Source organism: Cryomorpha ignava, assembly GCF_010686655.1.
GTDB classification, from domain to species: Bacteria; Bacteroidota; Bacteroidia; order Flavobacteriales_D; family Cryomorphaceae; genus Cryomorpha; species Cryomorpha ignava.
Genome location: NZ_JAAGVY010000005.1, coordinates 80,439 through 103,656 on the forward strand (window position 1 = coordinate 80,439; position 23,218 = coordinate 103,656).

Here is a 23,218-nt window from a genome sequence, read left to right on the forward strand (position 1 = left end):
AAGGGTTAAAGATAATAATTTACTTTATTCTGTTCAGTTTTACCTTCCAGCTTTCACTTAATAGTCGATATCGTTTCCGCAGTCTATCTGGTTTAAAATACCGACCTTTGCCACCGCATTTTAATTAAATCTGGATAGCAATGAAATCAAAAACGTGGCTCTTAACACTTGGTAGCTTTTTAATCATTTTGATGGGTGGAATGTACTTCGCCTACCCGCTTCTGAAAAAGAAAAAGGTCTTAAAAATATATCAACCCGCCGACATCAATCCAAAACTGGTTGACACGAGCAAGCAAGGCGTAAAAAAAGATCATACCATTGCGGGTTTTACCCTTGTAAATCAACGAGGTGAAACGTTTACAGAATCTGTATTTGACAATAAAGTTTACGTGGCAAACTTCTTTTTTGCAACCTGCCCTACTATCTGCCCCATTATGAGCAACCATTTTGCCGACTTGCAAAAAACATTTAAAGATGAGCCAAAGGTCATGTTTATATCCTATTCCGTAACGCCCGATTTAGACTCGGTTGCCGTTCTTGCAGAATATGGAGAGCGATATGGTGCAGATCCTGACAAATGGATTTTGGCGACTGGTGACAAAAAGGAAATTTATACCATTGCCCGCAAGAGCTACTTTGCAGTTTTGGATGAAGGCGATGGTGGTGTACAGGATTTTATCCACACCGAAAACATGATTTTAGTAGATTCAAAAAGCAGGATTCGTGGATATTATGACGGCACAAGCAATACAGACATGGAGCGACTAGAAGATGAGATTAGAATATTGCTACTGGAAGAGGAAGCCGGTAAGGGCTAAAAATATCAATCGATTTCGTTTACCCAATCTTCAAAGACCTCATCCAAATCTACTTTCAAATCGGGGAAAGTTGGACTTTGCAATATTTCACCTTTGGGTAATAATTTTACAATTTTGTATTTTCCATTTACCAAAAGGTAGACAGCAACCGTGAAATCTTGCGGATGGACAATCCATACTTCTTTAACTCCGTATTCTTCGTAAATAGCCAACTTTGGACCTAAGTCTCTCGATGCGGTTTCGGGCATGAGAAGCTCCACAACCAAGTCGGGCGAACCCATGCAGCCCAAGTCATGCAATTTAGCAGAATCACATATCACTAATATATCTGGTTGAAGTACATTGTGTGTATCCATCCAATCTTCTCCGGGATGAAACATGTACACATCTAAAGGAGCAAAGTAAACTTCGCACCGACCTGCAAAGTGCTTTTGAAGAATGAACGAAATATTACCCAGAGCAATTTGATGACTCGTCGAGTTACCACGGGTTGGTCTGTAGAGCTTTCCGCGAATAAGTTCCATGAATGAATCCGGCTCTGTTTTTAGATAATCGCGAGCGGTATAAGACCCGATCAGATCAGGATCTTGAAGTTCCAAGTATTGATTTTCATTATCATTCATGAGCTTTTTGATTTTTGTTTAAGCCTTGTGATAAATCGACGGGGATACCATCGTCGAGGGTACTTTTTACTCATCAGGGAAAACCGCATCTAAATCTACTTGTAAATCTGGAAAAGTAGGGCTTTGAAACGATTGACCTTTTGTAACTAAAGACGTAATTCGGTATTTTCCGTTTTCCAAAACATGGACGGCTAGTGTTGCATCTTGCGGATGAACTATCCAGAATTCTTTCACTCCATATTCTTCGTATAGGTCACGCTTGGCACCTAAATCTTTGAGTCGAGTGCTTGGCGAAAGAATTTCCACAACCAGATCGGGTACTCCAATACATCCGCGTAAATGGATTTTTTCCGGATCGCAGATTACACAAAGATCAGGCTGAACAACATTCTTAGCGCTTTTCCAGTCCTCACTTGAGCGAATTAAGTAAACATCGAATGGCGCAGAGTACACCTCACACTTTTTTAGAAAATGAAGATATAGAATAGTACCCAAGCTCATCACAACTTTCTGATGATCACTAGAAGGAGCCGCCGCCATTTTAAAAACCTTTCCTCTAATAAGCTCCATCAGCTCATCGGTTTTCCACGAAATATAATCGCGCGCAGTATAGGTCCCGGTTAAATCGGGTTCTTGAACCTCTTGATTTTTGTCTTCAAAATTTTTCATGGCTAAATGAAATTGAATGTGGAGATTAGCTTTAGGTTAAAGATACCATTTTTTAATGCAACAGGTGAAGAAAGAATATCATGACTACCGAAACAACTGTGCGGTTGTTGAGTGGGAAAAGCTCGTATTAATAAGATTAACGCTAAATATCACCTCTTCATAATTTCAATCTGAGGCTTCGCGTCCGGTGACTGATGCTCCCAAAGTCCAGCTACCTATTTTTCGTAATTACTTGCTATGCTGCATTTCGACTGCGCTCAATGACCACGTGAGACCGCTGCGCTAAGTTAGTAATTGAACTTTCCCCCATTCGTAATTCGCAATTCAACTATTCTTAATTGATTCCGTAATTCGTAATTCACCTAATCGTAATTCGTAATTGATTACCTTTGCACTCGCTAAAAATCCGGCCACCCTATTCCATTGAAATATGAATGTACTCTCTGTAGAAAATATCTCTAAGCGCTATGGTTCGCGCCTTCTTTTCGAAAACTTTTCTTTTGGGATGGCTCAAGGCGAAAAAGTGGCTATTGTAGCGCCAAACGGGTCGGGAAAAAGCACCCTTATGAAAGCCGTGGCCGGAGTGGAAGCTGCCGATACCGGAATAATTACTTTCAGAAGCGGGATACGGATAGGATACTTGCCACAAGACCCCATTTTTCCGGCAGGGCTTACATTGGCGGAAGCCATAATGGCATCTGATAACCCACTGCGCGATGCGGTAATAGCCTACGAAAAAGCACTCGAAAATGCAGATGACCACGATGCCCTACAGCGCGCGATGGACGAGATGGATCGCCAAAACGCATGGGATTACGAAGCACGTGTACAGGAAGTCTTAGGTCAATTGGGAATAGTTGATACCAGTCTGAAAGTTGATGCAGCATCCGGGGGGCAGCGAAAACGCGCCGCACTTGCAAAAATAATGCTCGAAGAACCCGACTTTCTGATTCTCGATGAGCCCACAAACCACCTTGACCTCGACACCATAGAATGGCTTGAAAAATGGCTGGCAGGCGCACAGTTTTCCCTCCTGATGGTTACTCACGACAGGTATTTTCTGGATAGAGTTTGTACCGATATTCTGGAAATTGAACGCGGTGAACTCGTGCGCTACACCGGAAATTACAGCTATTTTCTGGAAAAGAAAGCCGAGCGACAAGCCAATCTGGCAACCACTGTGGGAAAGGCAAAAAACCTGATGAAAACAGAACTTGAATGGCTTCGGCGGCAGCCAAAAGCCCGTAGCACAAAATCAAAATCGCGGGTTGATGCTTTTGACGATATTAAGGCGCATGCTACAATTCGCACCGATCAACAGAGTGTTGATATAGGAGTGCGAACAGAACGACTGGGCTCAAAAATTATTGAGTTTCACAAGGTAACTAAGGCTTTTGACGATGTGAAAATTACCGACCATTTCAGCTACACCTTTAACCGAAAGGAAAAACTGGGAATCGTAGGAAAAAATGGAACGGGAAAAACCAGTTTTGTAAAACTTCTTCTCGGACTGGAAGAGCCAGACGGCGGAAAAGTGGTGCAGGGAGAAACGGTAAAATTTGGGCACTACGATCAGGAGGGACTAATCAACGCAGATCACAAACGCGTAATAGAAGTAGTAACCGAAATTGCCGAAGTAATAGAGCTTAAAAAAGGGCAGAAACTCACCGCAGCCCAGCTTCTGGAGCGGTTTCTCTTTTCGAGAGATAAGCAGTGGCAACTCGTTTCTACCTTGAGCGGAGGCGAAAAAAGACGCCTCTACCTCTGTACTGTTCTTATTGCTAATCCCAACTTTTTGGTGCTCGATGAGCCAACAAACGACCTGGACATTGACACTTTGCAAGTGCTGGAAGACTATCTGGCTTCATACGATGGCTGCCTTGTAGTGGTATCGCACGACCGGTTCTTTATGGACAAGGTGGTAGATCACCTTTTTGTATTTGAAGGTCAGGCAGAAATAAGAGACTTTCCGGGCAATTACTCGCAATACCGCGCCAAAAAAGCCATAGAAGATTCGGCGGAAGCCAAAGAAACATCAGCCGCCAAAACCAAAGAGAAAGCCGCTGCCGCTGAAAAATCTAAAGAAAAAATAAAGCTTACTTACGGCGAGCGTCTCGAATTTGAAAAACTCGAAAAGACCATTGAAGAGCTCGAAGCGAAAAAGGAATCATTGGCCGTGGGTCTTTCCAATACCAATAACAACGATGAGCTGATGAAAATCTCGGCAGACCTGGAAATCGTGGTCGCAAAAATTGAAGAAGCTACTACACGTTGGGTGGAACTGGCAGAGTGGGCGTGATTTGAAAAGTCACGAGTCGCTAGTCTCTAGTCGCGAGGGTTTGGGGGAAAAAAGGTCTCCGTGCCTTTGGCTTGGTAAACTGAGTCGCTAGTCGCGAGTCGCGAGGGTTTGGAGGAGAAAAGGTCGCCATGCCTTTGGCTTGGTAAACTGAGTCTCTAATCGCGAGGGTTTAACGACTAAGGCTGCGAATCATTAACACATTCGAGAATAATTTCGGTGCTCGCGGCAAAAATACGGAACTATTTCCTGAACAGGATAATTGATTAATATTAGAAATCTCGGCAAACCGAAAGGACGATGAATGGGAGGTCATGGATATTTAAAATTGCTTTATGGTCACTTAGTTCAACTCAAAGAAAATTTTCAATTCATAGTCGGTTTATTCGAGGTTCATTTCCACTATAAGTAGAAACAATTGAAAGGCCATACGTTCCGGACTTCCATCGGGAAACAAGTTATTACAATTCTTTTTAAGAAAGATTTAAATTGCTTTTCTGTTTGTGTAATAAATCCGATTTCTATTACTTTAGAACAAAAATAAACCGCTATGCAAGCACCGCTCAAAATTAAAATTGAACTTCAGGACATGCCATTTCCAGTTTACAGAAAACTGTTATTACCTGCTGAAATCGACATGAGACAAGTGCATTTTGTAATTCAGGAAGTTATGGGATGGCACAATGCGCATTTGTTTGAGTTTAAAGATAATAGAGGTCGGGCAACAATAACTGTTTCATCACCGGAAAATGTAGATGATGAAGATTTCAATTTGTTCGGCGAAAAAGAAGTGGCAGCCCATGAGATTACGCTGGTTGAATTTTTTGAATTTACCGGTCAGAAACCCATTTGGTATGAGTACGATTTTGGCGATTCATGGATGCACAAAATCCTTTTTAAAACAACCAAGAAAGATATCGAACAGTTTGCAGGTGTACCCTTTTATGCACCGAGGCCAAAGGTGCATCGCCGATAGAAGATATTGGAGGCTCATGGGGCTATACCGACTTTTTAGAGGTGCTAAGAGGTGCTAAAAAATCCGAAAAGCTCGGAGGACAGAGAATTGATAGAGTGGAGTGACATTGACCCAGATACATTTAGACCGGAAATTGCAGACAAGGAAGAAATCACAGAAGATCTGGCAGGTCTTTATGGGAGTGATATTTGGAAGAATGAGGACTATTATGGTGGTGTTTTTTAAGCTGACATCCGCTCCGCTTCGGAAGTATTAAAAAAGGCAGCTAATCTAAAATTTTATTAAGAAGTTTCTCCAACGTAAATAGGTTACGTTGTGAGGGTGTATTCTTGTTGGGTATTCATTTCGCGAAAGCTAAAAAAATGATCAACATGGTTGAAGAGCTGGAAGCTACATAATGGAATATGCACGAAGACCTGAAATGCGGCTTTGTATAGTTTGAAATAAAAAAAACTAGAATGATTGTAATAAACACCCGAACCGGAGGGGGTGTTTTCACGGTATTTTGAAATCGTGGTTGTTTTAGTGATTTGTGGTGGGTAAATTGCCTGCGGAAATGATAGGCCACCGTGCATGAAGAGATTTGAATAAACGCTGATAAATAAAGGAATTATTATGCTCGATACATTATTGAAGATAGGGGAATGGCAGAAAGAGGGGGACAGGCTGTGGGAAGATTACAGAAGGTATTTTGGATATAAATGTGCTCTAAAAACAAAAGCCACAGTCCAATTTAAACTGTGGCTTTTGAGCCAACTCGGCAGTTCCCGCAGAACTACTTCGGGATTCGAACCCTCCTTCCCTTTCGTTCAAGGATGTGCGTCCATACACCACATAATGACCTTTATTATCGAAAGGCGGTTAAAAGCCTTGTTGTTTTTGGAACCATCATTGGATGGATACACCTCACGACACTTAAATTTCAATCCACTTTATAATTGGAAACACTGCAAAGTTATAAAATATTATTAACCTTACAACTCTTAATAAAAATATTTTATATCTTAGCACTCTTAATGACCACTAATCGATGGCTCGTTATTAAAAACAAAAGCAATCAAAACTTAATAATATGCTTGATACATTATTAAAAATTGGGGAATGGCAGAGTGAGGGAAAGAGCGAATGGGATAGGTTTTTGGAATACCCAAAGGTTGAAACAAAAGACAAATATGGCAATTCAATCACGAATTATACGCTGCCAATAATTTTTGATTTGGACAATCAAGAAGTTATCATCAAACCTCAAAACTTAAAAGAATTTGAGGCGAAAGACGTACGAGAAGCTAAGGGAATAAAAATGAAGGGCTCTAATAGTAAGGCTATTTGTAGTTCTGGACTTTCAAAACGACTTGGCAGAATCTATCAGGCCTTTTTTGGTAAAGAAGGAGAAGAAACAAGTAGAGGCGAATTGCTGGAAGCAGTCGAAAAAAATAATCCAGAACTTCTCACCGAGAATTTAAGGCAAATTCTTTCTAAAATTTTCGAATTAAAAAATCGCTTTTTAGAATTGACTACAGAGTCCTCAAAAAACATAATTGACATACGAGCCATTCAAGAGACTTTTGAATTTGGAAAAAATGAAAACATCGTTTTTCTCGCTTTTCATATCAAATCAAAAGAATTTGGTTTTGAAAAAGTGATCCCTTTCGCTCATGTTCCAGACTACGAAGCATTTTTGCAGGAAGCTTATTTCGGAAGTGATATAGATGCAGGAAAGAAAGGAACCAAAAAAAAATTGTGTTACGCAAGTGGGACGAACACCGAAGATGTAGAAGAACTTAATCTATCTACGCGATATAGCCTCAACAAAATGTTTGTTACGGAGACCAAGAACTACGCATCTCTTTTTGATAAGCGTAAATTTAATTTGAACTATCAGGTAAGTGCTGAAAATCAGGAAAAATTAGATTATGCATCCGACTATTTATTGAATAAAGGTTATAAGATACGGATTGCAGGATTGGATCACGTAATTATTCCCCAGTTCCAACAAAACTCTACTGTGGATATTGAAATGGCGTTGAAAGGAATTTATCGGAAATCTGACATTCTCTTTAGTTTACATAAGCTATTGGCCCTTTCTGAAAGCGTAAGTGATGAATCAGATGACGCGGTCTTTTGGATAAACTTTATTGCTTTTGAGTCGGACGGTAATTTCTTTAAATCTACCGAAATAATTAAAGATGTAAGCAATTTTCATTTCAATAAAATTCTGGAAGCGTTCGCGGAAGTTGATTGGCATTATCGCGACTTAGATGCAATGGATTGGGATTCGATTATGATGGAATATGACTATGATTCAAAAGATCGCGTACGCAGAAATTTTAATTTCAATTCTATCTTTAAAATTATACCTCTTCGAAAAGAGAAGGAAAAGAAAAACAAAGCATTAGGACTTTTTAAAACAATACTCGAAAACAGAAAAGTCAATATAGAAATCCTTTACGATTATTTCTGTGAACTTATACTTTGCCATTGGTATCAGCGGTATGGAAGTTATACCAATGTTTCACATTATACTCCAAAGAACTTCTATTTCGGTGTTCGCGACAGCGTTTTTAAGTACCACGCATTTATTCAATTTCTCAAAAAACTAAACCTAATCAATATGGACGAATCAAACGAACATTCCGGAGAAAGTACCGGAAACAAATATGACGATGCTGAACAAAGTTTCTTCAAAGAAATGGATATGCTGAATCATAAAGATCAACAGGCAATGTTTTATCTCGGTAGGATGCTAAATAAAGTAGAGTACATACAAAAGGATAAGAATAAGACCGTTATTGAAAAAGTAAACTTTAACGGTATGGATAAAGACGATATCGTAAGGTTGCGTATTGGCCTCGTTGAAAAAGCGAAGCAATACAATCAAGTCTCGAAAGTAATTTTTATCGATCAAAAATTCGGAGTCACTTTTGACACAAATAGCTGGAACATGAATCCTAAAGAAGCAGTATTTCATCTGCTTACGGGTTATTCCTTTGGTGTTGGTCAAAAAGATGCCGAAACTTTAACTCAAATAGAAACAGAAGAATCTCATTAAAACTCTAAAAACAAAACCGATATGAAATCAGGTATTAAAAACTCTTCCGACTTTCTCTTTATTTACGAAGCAATTCAATGTAATCCGAATGGCGATCCCGATCAGGAAAACAAACCACGTATGGATTATGATACCAAAACCAATTTGGTAACCGACACGCGTGTAAAGCGATTTATACGTGACTACCTAAAATCAACAAGTGAAGATGAAGTCATCTTTGTTGATATGGAAGGCAATTCCAAAGTAAGCGTTGACAGTAAGTTGAGAGCAGTGGTTAAAAGACTCGTAGAAAATAAAGGCGAAATCGAAAAAGCCTTTTCAGAGAACTCCGAATCATTACAAATATTCAAAGATATCATTGAGAAAGAAAAAGACGCAGATGCCGTTTGGAAATTAATTACTGACAAAAAATTCAAGCACAAAGAAGTCAACTATGAGTTACTGGCATATTTGGTGAAAGAAAAATTCATCGATATCCGAATGTTCGGGAGTGCTTTTGCAGTGGGAGGTTTTACAAAAGCATATACAGGGCCGATTCAACTAAACTGGGGATATTCATTCAATGAGGTCGAGTTGATGGATTCGAGTACAATCGTTACTATAATGAATGACGACAGTAGCACTTTTGGTAAAGATTATCGAGTCCACTACAGCCTACTTGGATTCAACGGCACCATCAATGCACCAGCAGCAAAATCAACTGGTCTGACCGACGATGATGTTACGATTTTCAGAAAAGCAATTTGGGAAAGCATTCCGGCTTCACCTACGCGATCAAAACTCAATCAATACCCAAAACTTTATCTCGAAATCGTTTATAATGAAGGAGTTTCTAATGGTCAATTCGGAGACTTGCGCAACTTTGTGGAAACGAGTCCAAAAGAAGGAGTTACCAGTAAGCAGGTTCGAAAGTTTAAAGAATTGAATATTGATTTAGATGCTTTAAAAAAGCTGATTGCAGAAAATAAAGGAGCTGACAAAAAAATTAAAGAGGTTATTCTAACTACTTCGGCTGATTTTGATTTTTCGCTTTAATAGAAAATCGAATCAAAACGAACGGTTATGGAGATTCTAAGTTTTAAAATAAGCGGGAAAATGGCTCATTTTCGAAAATACTATGCAAATAATACAGCATTTAGTTTTTCGATTCCTCCGCGCACGACCCTGATGGGAATTGTAGCTGCTGCTATGGGCTGGCCAAAAGACAGCTATTATGAAGATTTGGCTTCTGAAAATATCCAATTCGGAATTCGTGTATTGAGTCCACTCAAGAAGAGTTTTCACCGCCTAAATTTATTGAGCATAAAGTCAACTGGTGATATGGCCAAAAAATGGTCTTCTGATTTTCGGGGTGAAGGAGGGCGAATACAAACACCCTTTGAAATTGTGAGCGGTTGGAATATTGGAAAAGATGAAGTGTGCTATCAGGTTTTTCTAAAATCAAATGGGAATGGGAATGGGAATAGTGTATTTGATGATGTTAAAGCACATCTCTTGAACAAAGATCCGGTTTATAATATCACATTGGGTACTGCAAATTTCTCGGCACGCATTTCAGAAATTCAGCTTTTCAAGGAAAGTGAAATCCAGGAGCAAACTTCCAATGATTTTATTTTCCTGCACTCGGCAGTACCAACAGACTATGTAGAAGAATTGAGATTTGATAAGGATGATTACGACAGCTACAATTTCGTAGAAGAAGATATGCTTCCCGGCGATTTTATTGGCAACAAGAATCGGGAGGTTCGGAAAATGAATAAATTGCTTTTTTCAACCACAGCTCATCCGTTACGCGTAAAGCTCTTAGGGTCATTTTTCGTTTTAGCTGATGGTGCTGATGAAATGAATATTCGATTTATTGACGAATGACTTTCTATTCTCATAGTAAAACCGATGCTCATGGCGAAGCCTATGGTTCGAAAGAACTGAAAGTTCATGTGAATGGCGTAAAAGAAAAGGCACTCTTTCATCTCTCTGAAAATTTGGATTTGGGATTTCCCGATAATGAATTGAAAGAGTTAATTGAAGTCATAGTTGATTTTCATGATCTTGGCAAATACACTTCTTATTTCCAAAATTATCTATTACAAAAGAAACCAATAGACAATTTACTCAAACGTCACGCCCAAATCGGAGGTTTTGCAGCGTACAATTCTCTGATTGAAAAGAATGAGAAAAAGGCATTGATTGCACTTTATCTGATTTTTTTGCATCATAGTCAGCTCATCGATATTTTGGAAATAACCTCTAAGTTGGATTACGACTTAGACAAAATAATCCCTTCGCAAATTGATGATTTGAAAATTAGCTTTCAGGCAATTGAATCGGATTTGAATTTTGAGAATATTAAAATATTGTTGGTTTATACTGAAAAAAGAAAGCTACGCAAAGGCTACAGGCATTGGGCATTGAGAAATGCTTCAATCCAAGACTATTTTTTGATTAATTATCTATTCTCACTTCTTATTGAAGGTGATAAATTGGATGCTTCAGACACACTTCCATACCATCTCAAAGCCATACTACATAATGCGGTTGATAAACACTTTGGGAAGCCTGAAAAAGGGAATCAGAATCTCAAAGAGATGAGCAATAACGAACTGCGGAATTATTGCCGTGCCACCGTTATTTCAAATTTGGAAGATAGTGATATTCTGAATCGCTATATCTTTACCCTCACAGCACCAACAGGAATAGGGAAAACGATGACCGCTCTTGATTTTTCATTAAAGTTAAAAGCAAAAATTAAAAAGGTAGAAAATATTGAAACGCGAATAATCTACGCTCTTCCTTTTATCAATATCATCGAACAGGCTCTAAACGAATATCAGAAGATTTTACCAAAAGAGAACCGTATTCTCGGTCATTACCAATATGCAGATATTTTTGGCGATTCAGATGAGAAAGATAATCTGGATGGCGCGGAACAAGGTTATAACCAAAAAGCAATGGCACTCGACACTTGGCAGGCAGATGTGGTAATCACTTCATTTGTGCAGTTCTTTGAAACATTGATAGGAAATCGCAATAAACTTTTAAAAAAATTTAATCATTTTGCCAATGCCATTATCATATTAGACGAGGTTCAAACACTGCGATTGGATCAGATGCCACTCTTGGGATCGGTCTTGTACTATCTTACAAAATTCTTAAAGACGAGAATAATATTGATGACCGCCACACGTCCGAAAATATTTGAATTGGCGCAATCTGAAATTTTAAATGAGGAAGGTGAAAAAGCTAATCCAAAAGAACTCTTGACAAATTACGAGGAAGTTTTTGCGGTTTTTAAACGAACCTCCATTCATCCGCTTTTAGACGATTTGAATGAAGAAAAAGCGGATAGAACAATAGAATTTGTGTCGAATATTTTTACAGACAAATGGAATTCCGAAAAATCCTGCTTATTGGTCTGTAATACCGTAGGCCGATCTATAGAATTATACAAGTGCATAGCCGAATTTCTGGAAGAAAATGAGCTTTCAAATCCATTGTATTACCTCTCTACAAACATTATCCCAGCCCATCGGTTTGATCGGATAAGTGAAATTAAAAAGGACATCAATGTGCATCGGTCGCCAATTTTAGTTGCAACCCAAGTGGTTGAAGCCGGAGTAGATTTAGATTTTGATATGGGTTTTCGGGATATTGGCCCCATTGATTCTATCATTCAGGTGGCGGGGCGTATAAATCGAAATAATGATTTAAACCGAAAGCATTCACCACTTTATATTGTTGACTTTGACAAGAGCATGACAATTAGGATATACGGACGGTTCTCTTATGATCAATCGAGGATGGCACTCAAAACGAAAGCCACATTCGGTGAAGAAGAATATTTGAATCTAATCAACCAATATTTTGACGGTGTAGCGGGAAGAAATTCATTTGATGTTTCAAGATGTTATTTCAACTCACTCAAGACTTTAAAATATACGGCAGATGACAAAAGCGAGTGTCCAATAGGTTCTTTTCGAATTATTGAAGAATCAGATCGCTACGTTCCTGTTTTTATAGAGTTTGATGAAACCGCGGCAGATTCAAAAAAGGCATATTTGAAAAAGATAGTGAATGAAATGAGCAGTCTGGAGTTTAATCGAGATTGGAAACTCAAGTTTCAGCAATGTATAATTTCAGCACCTAAATATTTATGTGACCATCTTGAACCGATAAACGAATATGAAGAAAACATTCTTTGTGTTCCGCAGTCAGAAATAGCTGAATTTTACAATGAGCAAACCGGGCTTATCAGAAATATAAAAGAAGAAAAAAGTGTTTATATTTTATAAAAAATACCTTCAACCGAGGATGCTCTAACCATTTGCTAATAATCCTTATCTTTAACTATTCAAAACAGATTTTTATGAAAATCACCATATCAGGAAAAGACGAGAATTCCTTCAAACAAGTCGAGGACCTGGGGAAAAAGTTAGGCTTGCGTATTTCCAAAAAAGAGGATAAAGAAGATGTGAGATCGAAGGAGGAAAAAGTGAGATCTGAAAAACTCTACCAACTGATGACCGAGATGGCAAAATCGGGTGGAATTAAATCCATTCCAGACCCGGCTGCATGGCAGCGCGAGATTCGAAAAGATCGCACTTTACCCGGAAGAGAATAGCCATGGAAGTACTTTTAGATTCAATCATTTTGTGATATGCTGGCGAGCCTTCTGCAAGATTTGTATCTTTAACTATTCATTTAAATATTCAGATTATGGAAATCACCATTTCAGGAAAAGACAAGAACTTACTGAGACAAGTTGAAAAACTCGCCAAAAAGTTAGGTTTAAATATTTCGAAAACAGAAGAAGAAGTGAACAGAGAAGAACAAAAAGTAAGATCTGAAAAACTCTATCTTCTTATGGTAGAAATGGCCACTTCGGGTGCATTTAGCACAATTAAAGATCCGATTTCGTGGCAGCGTGAACAAAGAAAAGATAAACCCTTACCCGGTAGAGAAGAGTCATGAGGATTCTTATCGACGCAAATATTATAATCTATTCTGCCCACAAAGACAAGGAGTCGCTTAGAAAGTGGCTTCAAAAACAAAGTCTTTCAATATCATCCATAAACCAGCTTGAGGTATTGGGTTATCATAAAATCACTAAGGAAGAAATTGTATTATCGAAAAATTTTTTTTCACTATGCCAGATAATTTCTATAACCCAAACTATTATAGAGGAAGCTATTAAATTTCGGCAAGAAAAGAGTATGAGTCTCGGAGATTCAATTGTCGCGGCGAGCGCAAAAGAGAATAATCTACCAATAGCCACCGCCAACATCAAAGACTTCGAACATATTTAAAACTTAAATTTGATAAATCCCCTTAACCAATAATTTTTTACAGAAAAGCTTATACCCTTATGCCTTCCACAACTACCCAAAACCTTTCGGTAACACAAATAAAATTTCCGGAAATACAATTGCACACCCGCGATGCACACAAGCTACGCGGATATTTCGGAAATGTATTTAAGGATAATTCTCCGCTTCTTCACAATCATTACGATTCTGGGCAATTGCGTTATCGGTATCCCTTGGTGCAATACAAAATATTAAACAACACCCCCACCCTCGTGGCAATTGACGAAGGAGCAGAATTGCTGACCCAACTTTTTTTGAAAATACAGGAAATCGATATTGACGGAAAGAAATATCCTATTCAAAATAAACACATTACATCCAAAAATTACCCAATCGGTATTGGCGAAAGCCTATTTACCTATACGTTTGAAACGCTATGGATGGCACTTAACCAAGAGAATTATAAAAAGTACACCGAGGCAGAAGATTCCGAAAAACGCAAAATATTGAATCGGATTTTAGTAGGCAATATCCTGTCATTTTTTAAAAGTACCGGATTGATGCTCGAACCCGATGAGCGCATTTTGGCAACGACCGAAGTGGAACCAAAAAAAACCAAGTTTAAAGATCAGTCTATGGTTGCTTTTACCGGAAGGTTTACGACAAATGCGCAGTTGCCGGATTTTATTGGCATCGGCAAATCGGTATCACGCGGGTTTGGAACCATTCTACAAGTCTGATATTTTTTTATGGAAATGAAAAAATATCGATAATTCGCAAATGATATTTGCATAAAATCATTGAAAAGACGGATCAAAAGCAATTCAAAATTATTACAATCCGTAAATTTGACGACCTTTAACTCATGGAACTTCTTTTTACCAAAGCTATTTTCTGGGATACAGACATTTCAAAGTTGGATCCAAGCCTACACTCTAAATACATCATAGAGAAGGTTTTAAATTACGGCACTTTAGAGGATTGGAAGAAGCTAAAACAATTGTATTCTGAAGAAAGGATACTAGCTGAAGCTAAAAAAATAAGGGATTTACACCCTAAAACACTGAGCTTTCTAAGCATTTATTATAACGTTTCTAAAACAGAATTTCATTGCTATACAGAAATACCATCCACCCGGACACATTTTCCTTATTGAAGGAATTGCAACAAAACCCGGCTTTAGGTGATTGCCCCTTAGCTGGTGGCACAGCACTTGCGTTGCAACTCGGTCACCGCATTTCGCTGGATCTTGACTTTTTTAGCAGTCGAGATTTAAACCTGAATGAGATAAAAAAAGTATTCGAAAGCTATCCGACTGCAATGGAATTGGCCACATCAAAAAATATACTCACTTGGAGTATCAATGACGTAAAAGTAGATGTGGTAAATTATACTTACCCCACTTTAAGACCATTAATAGAGAATGGCGGGATTGTTTTGTACAGCATGGAAGATATTGCGGCAATGAAATTGGAAGCAATTAAAGGAAGAGGGCGAAAACGCGATTTTTACGATCTGTATTTTTTATTGAAAAAATTCGACCTTGCTAAAATGTTGCAATTCAACAAGGAAAAATATAATCGGAGCAATATGTTTATGGTTATTAAGAGTATGACTTTTTTTGAAGATGCCAATACTGATCCTGATGTTATGGTTCCAAAAGATACCGAAAAGGTGGATTGGGAATTGGTAAAAAAGGAAATAATAAAGGCGGTTAAATCAATCTGATGCAAATATTTATCAACACGTATGGCAGTTATTTACATGTAAAGGAAGACATGTTTGAAGTAAAAACGCGCCCCGATCCCAAACAGAAAGATAAAATAAAAGTGAACCATATTGCTGCACACAAAATCACTTCGTTCGTGGTGAGCAAAGGCGCGGCAATAAGTACAGATGCCATTGCCCTTGCGGTAAAACACAATATTGATATCGTTGTAGTTGAAAATAACGGTCATCCGCTTGGACGATTTTGGCACAGTAAGCTGGGTAGCACCACCAAAATACGGAAGCGTCAGCTCGAGGTGAGCATGGATGCCGTGGGATTGGAATGGATAAAACAATGGCTTATTGTCAAACTTCAAAATCAGGCTGAATATCTGGGTGATTTGCGGAAGCACCGACCTAAAATCTCGATAACGCTGGCTGAATCGGAAAAACGAATATTAGAGCAATGTGAGAAAATTGCCGAATTAAAAGCGGACAGCATCTCTGATGTTGCGGAGCGCATAAGGGGTCTTGAGGGAACTGCGGGGCGTTTGTATTTCGGCGGACTTTCAAAAAGCATTCCCGAAGAGTTCAACTTTAAAGGTCGTAGCTTTAGGCCTGCACAAGACCCCTTTAACGCTATGCTCAACTACGCTTATGGCATACTCTATTCGCGTACTGAGCGGGCACTGATGCTTGCGGGACTGGATCCTTATGTGGGTTTTTTGCACCGCGACGATTACAATTCAAAGAGCCTGGTTTTCGATTTTATTGAGCCTTATCGCATACATGCAGAACGCTGTGTATTTGCTCTTTTTTCAAAAAAACAGGTCAATAAAACTTTTTTTGAGGATATTTCGGGAGGGGTTTCGCTTAATGCGGATGGAAAACCGGTATTGGTAGAGCATTTTATGAAATATCTTGATCAGGATACCATTCGCCATAAGGGGCGCAACCAAACCCGGTACAACGCTATGCAGCTCGATGCGCACAACTTTGCCAACACTTTAATAGCCAAAGAAGAATGATAATCTGGGTAATGTACGATATCAAAAAGGATAAGGCGCGCAGTAAAATCGCGAAAATATGCAAACAATCGGGGCTATACCGAGTGCAGTACAGCGTGTTTTTGGGTCAGCTTTCTGCAAATTCAAAAGACAGTTTGTGGATACAAATTGAGGAATTGATTGATGAAGAAACCGACTCGGTATATATTTTCCCAATGTCGAAAAACGAGCTTCAAGACACGATTTTATTGGGACAAGCTTTTGACAAGGATATGGTTACTGATGAAGTAAAAGCGTTGTTTTTCTGATGTTTAGCATAACGCCCTCACATATTATCGAATATTTGTATTGTGCGCGGTACACTTTTTTTGAATATGTGCTGGCTGTGCCGCAAAATGAAGACAAGTACTACAAGGTACAGCGGGGTAGAACGTTGCACGACGAGAAGCTTGAACGTAACAAAGGATATTTGCGGAAGCGTATAGGCGCAGTAGAAAAATGGGAAGACCAATATCTTACCAATGCCACAATGCGCGGGAGAATAGATGAGGTTTTAAAGCTTGAGGACGGGAGTTTTGCACCCTTGGATTATAAGTTTGCGGAGTACAAAGACAAGCTTTACGACACGTATAAGCAGCAGTTGTTTTGCTATGCTGTGCTGATAGAGGATAATTGGGGAGCAAAGGTCAATCGCGGATTTATTGTTTACATCCGCAGCAAGAATAAATTATTGGAAGTTGAGATAAAACAGTCTGACAAGGAATTGATTCGTGAGAGCATTTCGGGATTTTTGGAGATTGTGGAGAAAAATCATTTCCCAAAAGCCACGAAATATAAGCGAAGATGTGTAAATTGCACCTATCGGAATATTTGCACGAAGTAATGAAAAAGGTTGTGGGAATCCGGTAGTAGATTTATAAAAGGAGAAATTAATTTTGGAGTCAACTAATTATATTACAACACCTTGCTGTCGCAAAAACGAACGGAAAGCGGGTGTAAAAACGTTCTTTGACGTATTAGAAACAATGAATAAGGGAAATGACTCAATATGTAACGGTCTGTTATTTAGCTGTTTGAGAGCTGATCGGCTCAAAGACCAAATCCAGTAAGAACAAGGATTGAAACTTTCTTCACGATAAAAAGACATGACGGCTTTCATTCTCAAAGACCAAATCCAGTAAGAACAAGGATTGAAACATAAGCTAAACAACATGATCACAAAAATTTACAATCTCAAAGACCAAATCCAGTAAGAACAAGGATTGAAACACGCGCAAGGAACGCCAACGGGTGAAACGGCGGATATCTCAAAGACCAAATCCAGTAAGAACAAGGATTGAAACGTTTTCCTTTGTTTGGCATGTCAATTGGCCTTGTTCCTCAAAGACCAAATCCAGTAAGAACAAGGATTGAAACTATCAGACAGACAAAGCGGCGGTTGATTCACAAGTTCTCAAAGACCAAATCCAGTAAGAACAAGGATTGAAACGAGAGTAATCCACTTGCAAGGCTGGCTATAAGGCTGCTCAAAGACCAAATCCAGTAAGAACAAGGATTGAAACAAATCGTCTATAAAAAGGCCACCTTTCAAGAAACCCTCAAAGACCAAATCCAGTAAGAACAAGGATTGAAACACAACATCCGGTTTCGCATGACGAATACCGGTAGTGCTCAAAGACCAAATCCAGTAAGAACAAGGATTGAAACAAAAGAATGGTCAGGAGATTAACGATAAGACGGCTTCTCAAAGACCAAATCCAGTAAGAACAAGGATTGAAACTTGAGTCATGTGATGAGGCGATTATGGATCAGCTTACTCAAAGACCAAATCCAGTAAGAACAAGGATTGAAACTGGTGACTAACGGATACGCTATTCAGCAGCAGGAAACTCAAAGACCAAATCCAGTAAGAACAAGGATTGAAACAAGTCTAAAATAAATCAGTAATGAAAAAAGCTAGAGCTCAAAGACCAAATCCAGTAAGAACAAGGATTGAAACTGAATCCTTCCTGATCTGCTATGAAGGCATTGTTTCTCAAAGACCAAATCCAGTAAGAACAAGGATTGAAACCAGCAGAAGATGAGATGCTTATAAAACGAGACTACTCTCAAAGACCAAATCCAGTAAGAACAAGGATTGAAACATTTCTACGGGCGACAAAGAAGTCTCGCAACCGTGTTCTCAAAGACCAAATCCAGTAAGAACAAGGATTGAAACTGATGGTTTGATTAATTTGTGTCACCACATTAGTGTACTCAAAGACCAAATCCAGTAAGAACAAGGATTGAAACCGTTGCTTCCAAGGCCGCCTGTTGTGTCACGGATGCCTCAAAGACCAAATCCAGTAAGAACAAGGATTGAAACAACCAGCAGCCTCCGGCGTTGTTGACGGAGCCGAAACTCAAAGACCAAATCCAGTAAGAACAAGGATTGAAACTTATATCCTTTGATTGATTCACGTGTTGGGTATTTCTCAAAGACCAAATCCAGTAAGAACAAGGATTGAAACTTTATTCTTTTGTTTTTTGGTGCTTTCATTTGATTTCTCAAAGACCAAATCCAGTAAGAACAAGGATTGAAACCAACAACAAGGTTATGTTTCAAAGGAAATTTTTGAACTCAAAGACCAAATCCAGTAAGAACAAGGATTGAAACCAAGTCATAACCAACCAGCAACGGTGCATAGTCATTTCTCAAAGACCAAATCCAGTAAGAACAAGGATTGAAACTTGATTCCATTGATGCAAGATCCGTTGGTTGTTGATCCCTCAAAGACCAAATCCAGTAAGAACAAGGATTGAAACCGGAAGCCATCGCTCCAAAAGGGGCGGAGCTGTTTAGCTCAAAGACCAAATCCAGTAAGAACAAGGATTGAAACAACTAAAAAAATGATGTACAAAGGATTCTACGATGTCTCAAAGACCAAATCCAGTAAGAACAAGGATTGAAACCCGGCTTCAATTAGTGCGTCCTGTCTTTCCTTAGCCTCAAAGACCAAATCCAGTAAGAACAAGGATTGAAACCCGTTCCTGTGGCGTTTGCTGCATTGTAACACTCTCTCTCAAAGACCAAATCCAGTAAGAACAAGGATTGAAACATTTCTACGGGCGACAAAGAAGTCTCGCAACCGTGTCTCAAAGACCAAATCCAGTAAGAACAAGGATTGAAACATCTAAGCTCCGCAATTTTGCTTTCAGCTCTCGCTCTCAAAGACCAAATCCAGTAAGAACAAGGATTGAAACTTATAACGGGTTAAGAGGGACTGCGTTTTCATACTACTCAAAGACCAAATCCAGTAAGAACAAGGATTGAAACTTTCCTCCTGTCTCATAGTCATCTTTTTCCCAACAAGCTCAAAGACCAAATCCAGTAAGAACAAGGATTGAAACCATATCCAGAATCGGCTTCGCTATTACCAGATTTTGCTCAAAGACCAAATCCAGTAAGAACAAGGATTGAAACCTCCAGCCTCTCCAGACTTAAACGCTTCTGGATTCGCTCAAAGACCAAATCCAGTAAGAACAAGGATTGAAACCACCATCGTAAAGAATGGCTGTGAAGTCTATTTGGACTCAAAGACCAAATCCAGTAAGAACAAGGATTGAAACGTGCTTGTATTTCTTTTAGTTGCATTAATTCCAGTACTCTCAAAGACCAAATCCAGTAAGAACAAGGATTGAAACTACCACTATTGCCGATTGGAATGCTTACTACACTCTCAAAGACCAAATCCAGTAAGAACAAGGATTGAAACCGATTAAAGTCCAGTTTGAAAGCTCCGGATCGTATCTCAAAGACCAAATCCAGTAAGAACAAGGATTGAAACCTACCGTAGAGGTATTCGGTATCTGGGGCCAATAGAGCTCAAAGACCAAATCCAGTAAGAACAAGGATTGAAACTAATTAAAAAAAATGGAATAAACGTACAGGAATATACGCTCAAAGACCAAATCCAGTAAGAACAAGGATTGAAACTTCACGGTACTACTATTAATGTGGGACAGCTGCGCCGGCTCAAAGACCAAATCCAGTAAGAACAAGGATTGAAACACGCCGAGCTTCAGTTTTTTGTACCTGGCTTAAATGCTCAAAGACCAAATCCAGTAAGAACAAGGATTGAAACGCTCCATTAGTGGGCTTTCTTCTTCGTAGGTAAGCGCTCAAAGACCAAATCCAGTAAGAACAAGGATTGAAACGTCCAAAGAGCGATTAGTCCCTCGTTAGAGTATCCTCTCAAAGACCAAATCCAGTAAGAACAAGGATTGAAACCTTCTTGGATGGTCATATTATTAAGCTCCATAATATCTCAAAGACCAAATCCAGTAAGAACAAGGATTGAAACAAGCCACGTCACCGAGTAAAGGTGACTCTAAACTACTCAAAGACCAAATCCAGTAAGAACAAGGATTGAAACCAAGATAATGCGGGTCGATTGACTCCTGTAATAACACTCAAAGACCAAATCCAGTAAGAACAAGGATTGAAACCTAATGCTGCTCACCCTTATCGCGATAATGCTATTCTCAAAGACCAAATCCAGTAAGAACAAGGATTGAAACATCTTACTGTTTGTTCATACATAACGCTATGTTTTCTCAAAGACCAAATCCAGTAAGAACAAGGATTGAAACAAGCTGAATATACGCGACTTTTTTACGCTGACAATGCTCAAAGACCAAATCCAGTAAGAACAAGGATTGAAACCTGATGATGCAGCTTTGCCGTATAACCCGAGAGGGTCTCAAAGACCAAATCCAGTAAGAACAAGGATTGAAACTCAATACATTTGGCAATTTTAAGCTGTGTAGCATTTCTCAAAGACCAAATCCAGTAAGAACAAGGATTGAAACTTATTATCTGATTGTGCGCTATGGCGTTGAAGTCGGCTCAAAGACCAAATCCAGTAAGAACAAGGATTGAAACATATCCGTTAAATCTATATTACACTTTCTGAAGTGCCTCAAAGACCAAATCCAGTAAGAACAAGGATTGAAACTGGTTCGAGATCTTGGGCTTTATGGCGATACCACGAACTCAAAGACCAAATCCAGTAAGAACAAGGATTGAAACTTTCGGCGATTTGATAGAATGATCCTGCATAGAATACTCAAAGACCAAATCCAGTAAGAACAAGGATTGAAACTATATGTGGGGCGCACAGAAATCTTCCCTATTACCACTCAAAGACCAAATCCAGTAAGAACAAGGATTGAAACATGTTAGATATTTCGCTATCGTTGCTGATTGAATATCTCAAAGACCAAATCCAGTAAGAACAAGGATTGAAACCGGTGATAGGTCTGCCAATATGGTCGCGAATAACTTCTCAAAGACCAAATCCAGTAAGAACAAGGATTGAAACTCCCGATGAACTTGAAAACAGCTGGTTGATGTTCTTCTCAAAGACCAAATCCAGTAAGAACAAGGATTGAAACTTATCTGTGTTCATAATTCAAAGTTTTTGTGTTATCTCAAAGACCAAATCCAGTAAGAACAAGGATTGAAACAAAAACGCGCATATAAAGCAGCGCATACCAATGAAAACTCAAAGACCAAATCCAGTAAGAACAAGGATTGAAACTATTCAGCATCATCAAACCCAAATTTATTAAGCCAGCTCAAAGACCAAATCCAGTAAGAACAAGGATTGAAACCAGAATTACGCAAATGAAGGTGATAAAATATTAGATCTCAAAGACCAAATCCAGTAAGAACAAGGATTGAAACCCTACATAGCACAGCGCAGCCACCTGCCAGAGCGATCTCAAAGACCAAATCCAGTAAGAACAAGGATTGAAACATGTTATGGGTTAATCTTTTAATCATGTGGGAATTTCTCAAAGACCAAATCCAGTAAGAACAAGGATTGAAACGGGCAATCGCTAATTACATAAGACCGCACACAGCCACTCAAAGACCAAATCCAGTAAGAACAAGGATTGAAACTAGATAAAAATGGAGCTAAAGCACAGGCCGTATTGGCTCAAAGACCAAATCCAGTAAGAACAAGGATTGAAACCACTCAATCACGACTAATGAATGAGTATTTACAAGTCTCAAAGACCAAATCCAGTAAGAACAAGGATTGAAACAAGAAGAAAAAATATGAGCAATCGTGTCCACGCTCCCTCAAAGACCAAATCCAGTAAGAACAAGGATTGAAACGCTATTCAAACTCATTGCCGGTAATTCCGTTTAAACTCAAAGACCAAATCCAGTAAGAACAAGGATTGAAACTTAAAAACGATCTGCTCCATTATACACCGGTTAAAACTCAAAGACCAAATCCAGTAAGAACAAGGATTGAAACATTACTCTATACAAACGATAATAGAATAGAAAAATCTCAAAGACCAAATCCAGTAAGAACAAGGATTGAAACTGCTTCTATACTTGAAGAATGTTAGAGATAGTAAACACTCAAAGACCAAATCCAGTAAGAACAAGGATTGAAACAAGCATTTGTTTTTGTTGCCAACTCTTGTGCTTCAACAACTCAAAGACCAAATCCAGTAAGAACAAGGATTGAAACGTGCAATCAAGTCGGGTGGCAGCTTCTCATCATCTCTCAAAGACCAAATCCAGTAAGAACAAGGATTGAAACTTCTGATGTGTTTATACACCCTTCCTTCGTTGTCTGTCTCAAAGACCAAATCCAGTAAGAACAAGGATTGAAACACCTCTTTTAAAAAGGCTTTCATATCTTCCTCGCTCTCAAAGACCAAATCCAGTAAGAACAAGGATTGAAACGAATAGATTATTGTAAAGG

The 23,218-nt window shown here is 38.9% G+C and carries 19 protein-coding genes and 1 CRISPR repeat array (1 of these 20 running past the window's edge); of the genes, 17 read left to right on the top strand and 2 right to left on the bottom strand.

Translation table 11 applies throughout. From position 1 onward, the window contains the following. Positions 1 to 140 precede the first annotated feature (140 nt). On the top strand, positions 141 to 818 hold the full coding sequence (locus G3O08_RS04550) for an SCO family protein (protein WP_163283494.1): 678 nt from the start codon (positions 141 to 143) through the stop codon (positions 816 to 818). Between the two features lie 5 nt (positions 819 to 823). Here the strand turns inward: G3O08_RS04550 and G3O08_RS04555 are convergent, their stop codons facing one another. After that, complete coding sequence (locus tag G3O08_RS04555) at positions 824 to 1,441, bottom strand: Uma2 family endonuclease (protein WP_163283495.1); 618 nt, start codon at positions 1,439 to 1,441, stop codon at positions 824 to 826. A 66-nt stretch (positions 1,442 to 1,507) separates the two neighbouring features. Further along, the gene (locus tag G3O08_RS04560; RefSeq protein ID WP_163283496.1) at positions 1,508 to 2,110 is read right to left on the bottom strand and encodes a Uma2 family endonuclease; all 603 of its coding nucleotides are present in this window, start codon (positions 2,108 to 2,110) and stop codon (positions 1,508 to 1,510) included. A gap of 430 nt (positions 2,111 to 2,540) precedes the next feature. On the opposite strand from G3O08_RS04560, the gene G3O08_RS04565 reads away from it, so the two are divergent. The 16 genes from G3O08_RS04565 (at position 2,541) to cas4 (ending at position 17,331) form a co-directional block, all read left to right on the top strand. Continuing rightward, entirely contained in the window at positions 2,541 to 4,409 is a 1,869-nt protein-coding gene (locus tag G3O08_RS04565) for an ABC-F family ATP-binding cassette domain-containing protein (protein WP_163283497.1), read from the top strand. Positions 4,410 to 4,956: 547 nt separating this feature from the next. Beyond that, positions 4,957 to 5,382 carry a plasmid pRiA4b ORF-3 family protein gene (locus G3O08_RS04570; protein ID WP_163283498.1) on the top strand — a complete coding sequence of 142 codons (426 nt, stop codon included), beginning with the start codon at positions 4,957 to 4,959 and terminating at the stop codon, positions 5,380 to 5,382. Positions 5,383 to 5,433: 51 nt separating this feature from the next. Continuing rightward, positions 5,434 to 5,607, top strand: a complete 174-nt coding sequence (locus tag G3O08_RS04580; RefSeq protein WP_163283499.1) for a hypothetical protein — start codon at positions 5,434 to 5,436, stop codon at positions 5,605 to 5,607. Positions 5,608 to 6,454: 847 nt separating this feature from the next. Further along, positions 6,455 to 8,431: a TM1802 family CRISPR-associated protein gene (locus tag G3O08_RS04585; RefSeq protein ID WP_163283500.1), complete on the top strand. Its 1,977-nt coding sequence runs from the start codon at positions 6,455 to 6,457 to the stop codon at positions 8,429 to 8,431. Positions 8,432 to 8,452: 21 nt separating this feature from the next. Continuing rightward, the gene (locus tag G3O08_RS04590) at positions 8,453 to 9,466 is read left to right on the top strand and encodes a CRISPR-associated protein (protein WP_163283501.1); all 1,014 of its coding nucleotides are present in this window, start codon (positions 8,453 to 8,455) and stop codon (positions 9,464 to 9,466) included. A gap of 27 nt (positions 9,467 to 9,493) precedes the next feature. Continuing rightward, entirely contained in the window at positions 9,494 to 10,300 is an 807-nt protein-coding gene (gene cas5, locus G3O08_RS04595; RefSeq protein WP_163283502.1) for a CRISPR-associated protein Cas5, read from the top strand. Continuing rightward, entirely contained in the window at positions 10,297 to 12,720 is a 2,424-nt protein-coding gene (gene cas3 / locus G3O08_RS04600; RefSeq protein ID WP_163283503.1) for a CRISPR-associated helicase Cas3', read from the top strand. Before cas5 ends, cas3 begins: the two co-directional genes overlap by 4 nt. Before the next feature lie 74 nt (positions 12,721 to 12,794). Further along, positions 12,795 to 13,049, top strand: coding sequence for a hypothetical protein (locus tag G3O08_RS04605; RefSeq protein WP_163283504.1), 255 nt, complete (start codon positions 12,795 to 12,797; stop codon positions 13,047 to 13,049). A gap of 95 nt (positions 13,050 to 13,144) precedes the next feature. Continuing rightward, positions 13,145 to 13,399, top strand: coding sequence for a hypothetical protein (locus G3O08_RS04610; RefSeq protein ID WP_163283505.1), 255 nt, complete (start codon positions 13,145 to 13,147; stop codon positions 13,397 to 13,399). Next, a complete protein-coding gene (locus G3O08_RS21810; protein WP_163283506.1) occupies positions 13,396 to 13,734 on the top strand; it encodes a type II toxin-antitoxin system VapC family toxin in 339 nt (112 codons plus the stop codon). Before G3O08_RS04610 ends, G3O08_RS21810 begins: the two co-directional genes overlap by 4 nt. Positions 13,735 to 13,793: 59 nt before the next feature. After that, positions 13,794 to 14,474 carry a CRISPR-associated endonuclease Cas6 gene (locus G3O08_RS04620; RefSeq protein ID WP_163283507.1) on the top strand — a complete coding sequence of 227 codons (681 nt, stop codon included), beginning with the start codon at positions 13,794 to 13,796 and terminating at the stop codon, positions 14,472 to 14,474. Positions 14,475 to 14,599: 125 nt separating this feature from the next. Next, positions 14,600 to 14,890, top strand: a complete 291-nt coding sequence (locus G3O08_RS21815) for a DUF6922 domain-containing protein (RefSeq protein ID WP_394352318.1) — start codon at positions 14,600 to 14,602, stop codon at positions 14,888 to 14,890. Further along, a complete protein-coding gene (locus G3O08_RS04625) occupies positions 14,845 to 15,462 on the top strand; it encodes a nucleotidyl transferase AbiEii/AbiGii toxin family protein (RefSeq protein ID WP_163283508.1) in 618 nt (205 codons plus the stop codon). Before G3O08_RS21815 ends, G3O08_RS04625 begins: the two co-directional genes overlap by 46 nt. Further along, positions 15,462 to 16,469, top strand: coding sequence for a CRISPR-associated endonuclease Cas1 (cas1, locus tag G3O08_RS04630; protein WP_163283509.1), 1,008 nt, complete (start codon positions 15,462 to 15,464; stop codon positions 16,467 to 16,469). The genes G3O08_RS04625 and cas1 overlap by 1 nt, the downstream gene beginning before the upstream one ends. Next, on the top strand, positions 16,466 to 16,756 hold the full coding sequence (gene cas2, locus G3O08_RS04635; protein WP_163283510.1) for a CRISPR-associated endonuclease Cas2: 291 nt from the start codon (positions 16,466 to 16,468) through the stop codon (positions 16,754 to 16,756). The genes cas1 and cas2 overlap by 4 nt, the downstream gene beginning before the upstream one ends. Further along, a complete protein-coding gene (gene cas4 / locus G3O08_RS04640) occupies positions 16,756 to 17,331 on the top strand; it encodes a CRISPR-associated protein Cas4 (protein WP_163283511.1) in 576 nt (191 codons plus the stop codon). The genes cas2 and cas4 overlap by 1 nt, the downstream gene beginning before the upstream one ends. A 205-nt stretch (positions 17,332 to 17,536) precedes the next feature. Continuing rightward, positions 17,537 to 23,218: a CRISPR direct-repeat array (repeat unit 37 nt; unit sequence CTCAAAGACCAAATCCAGTAAGAACAAGGATTGAAAC) (it continues 3,335 nt past the right edge of the window).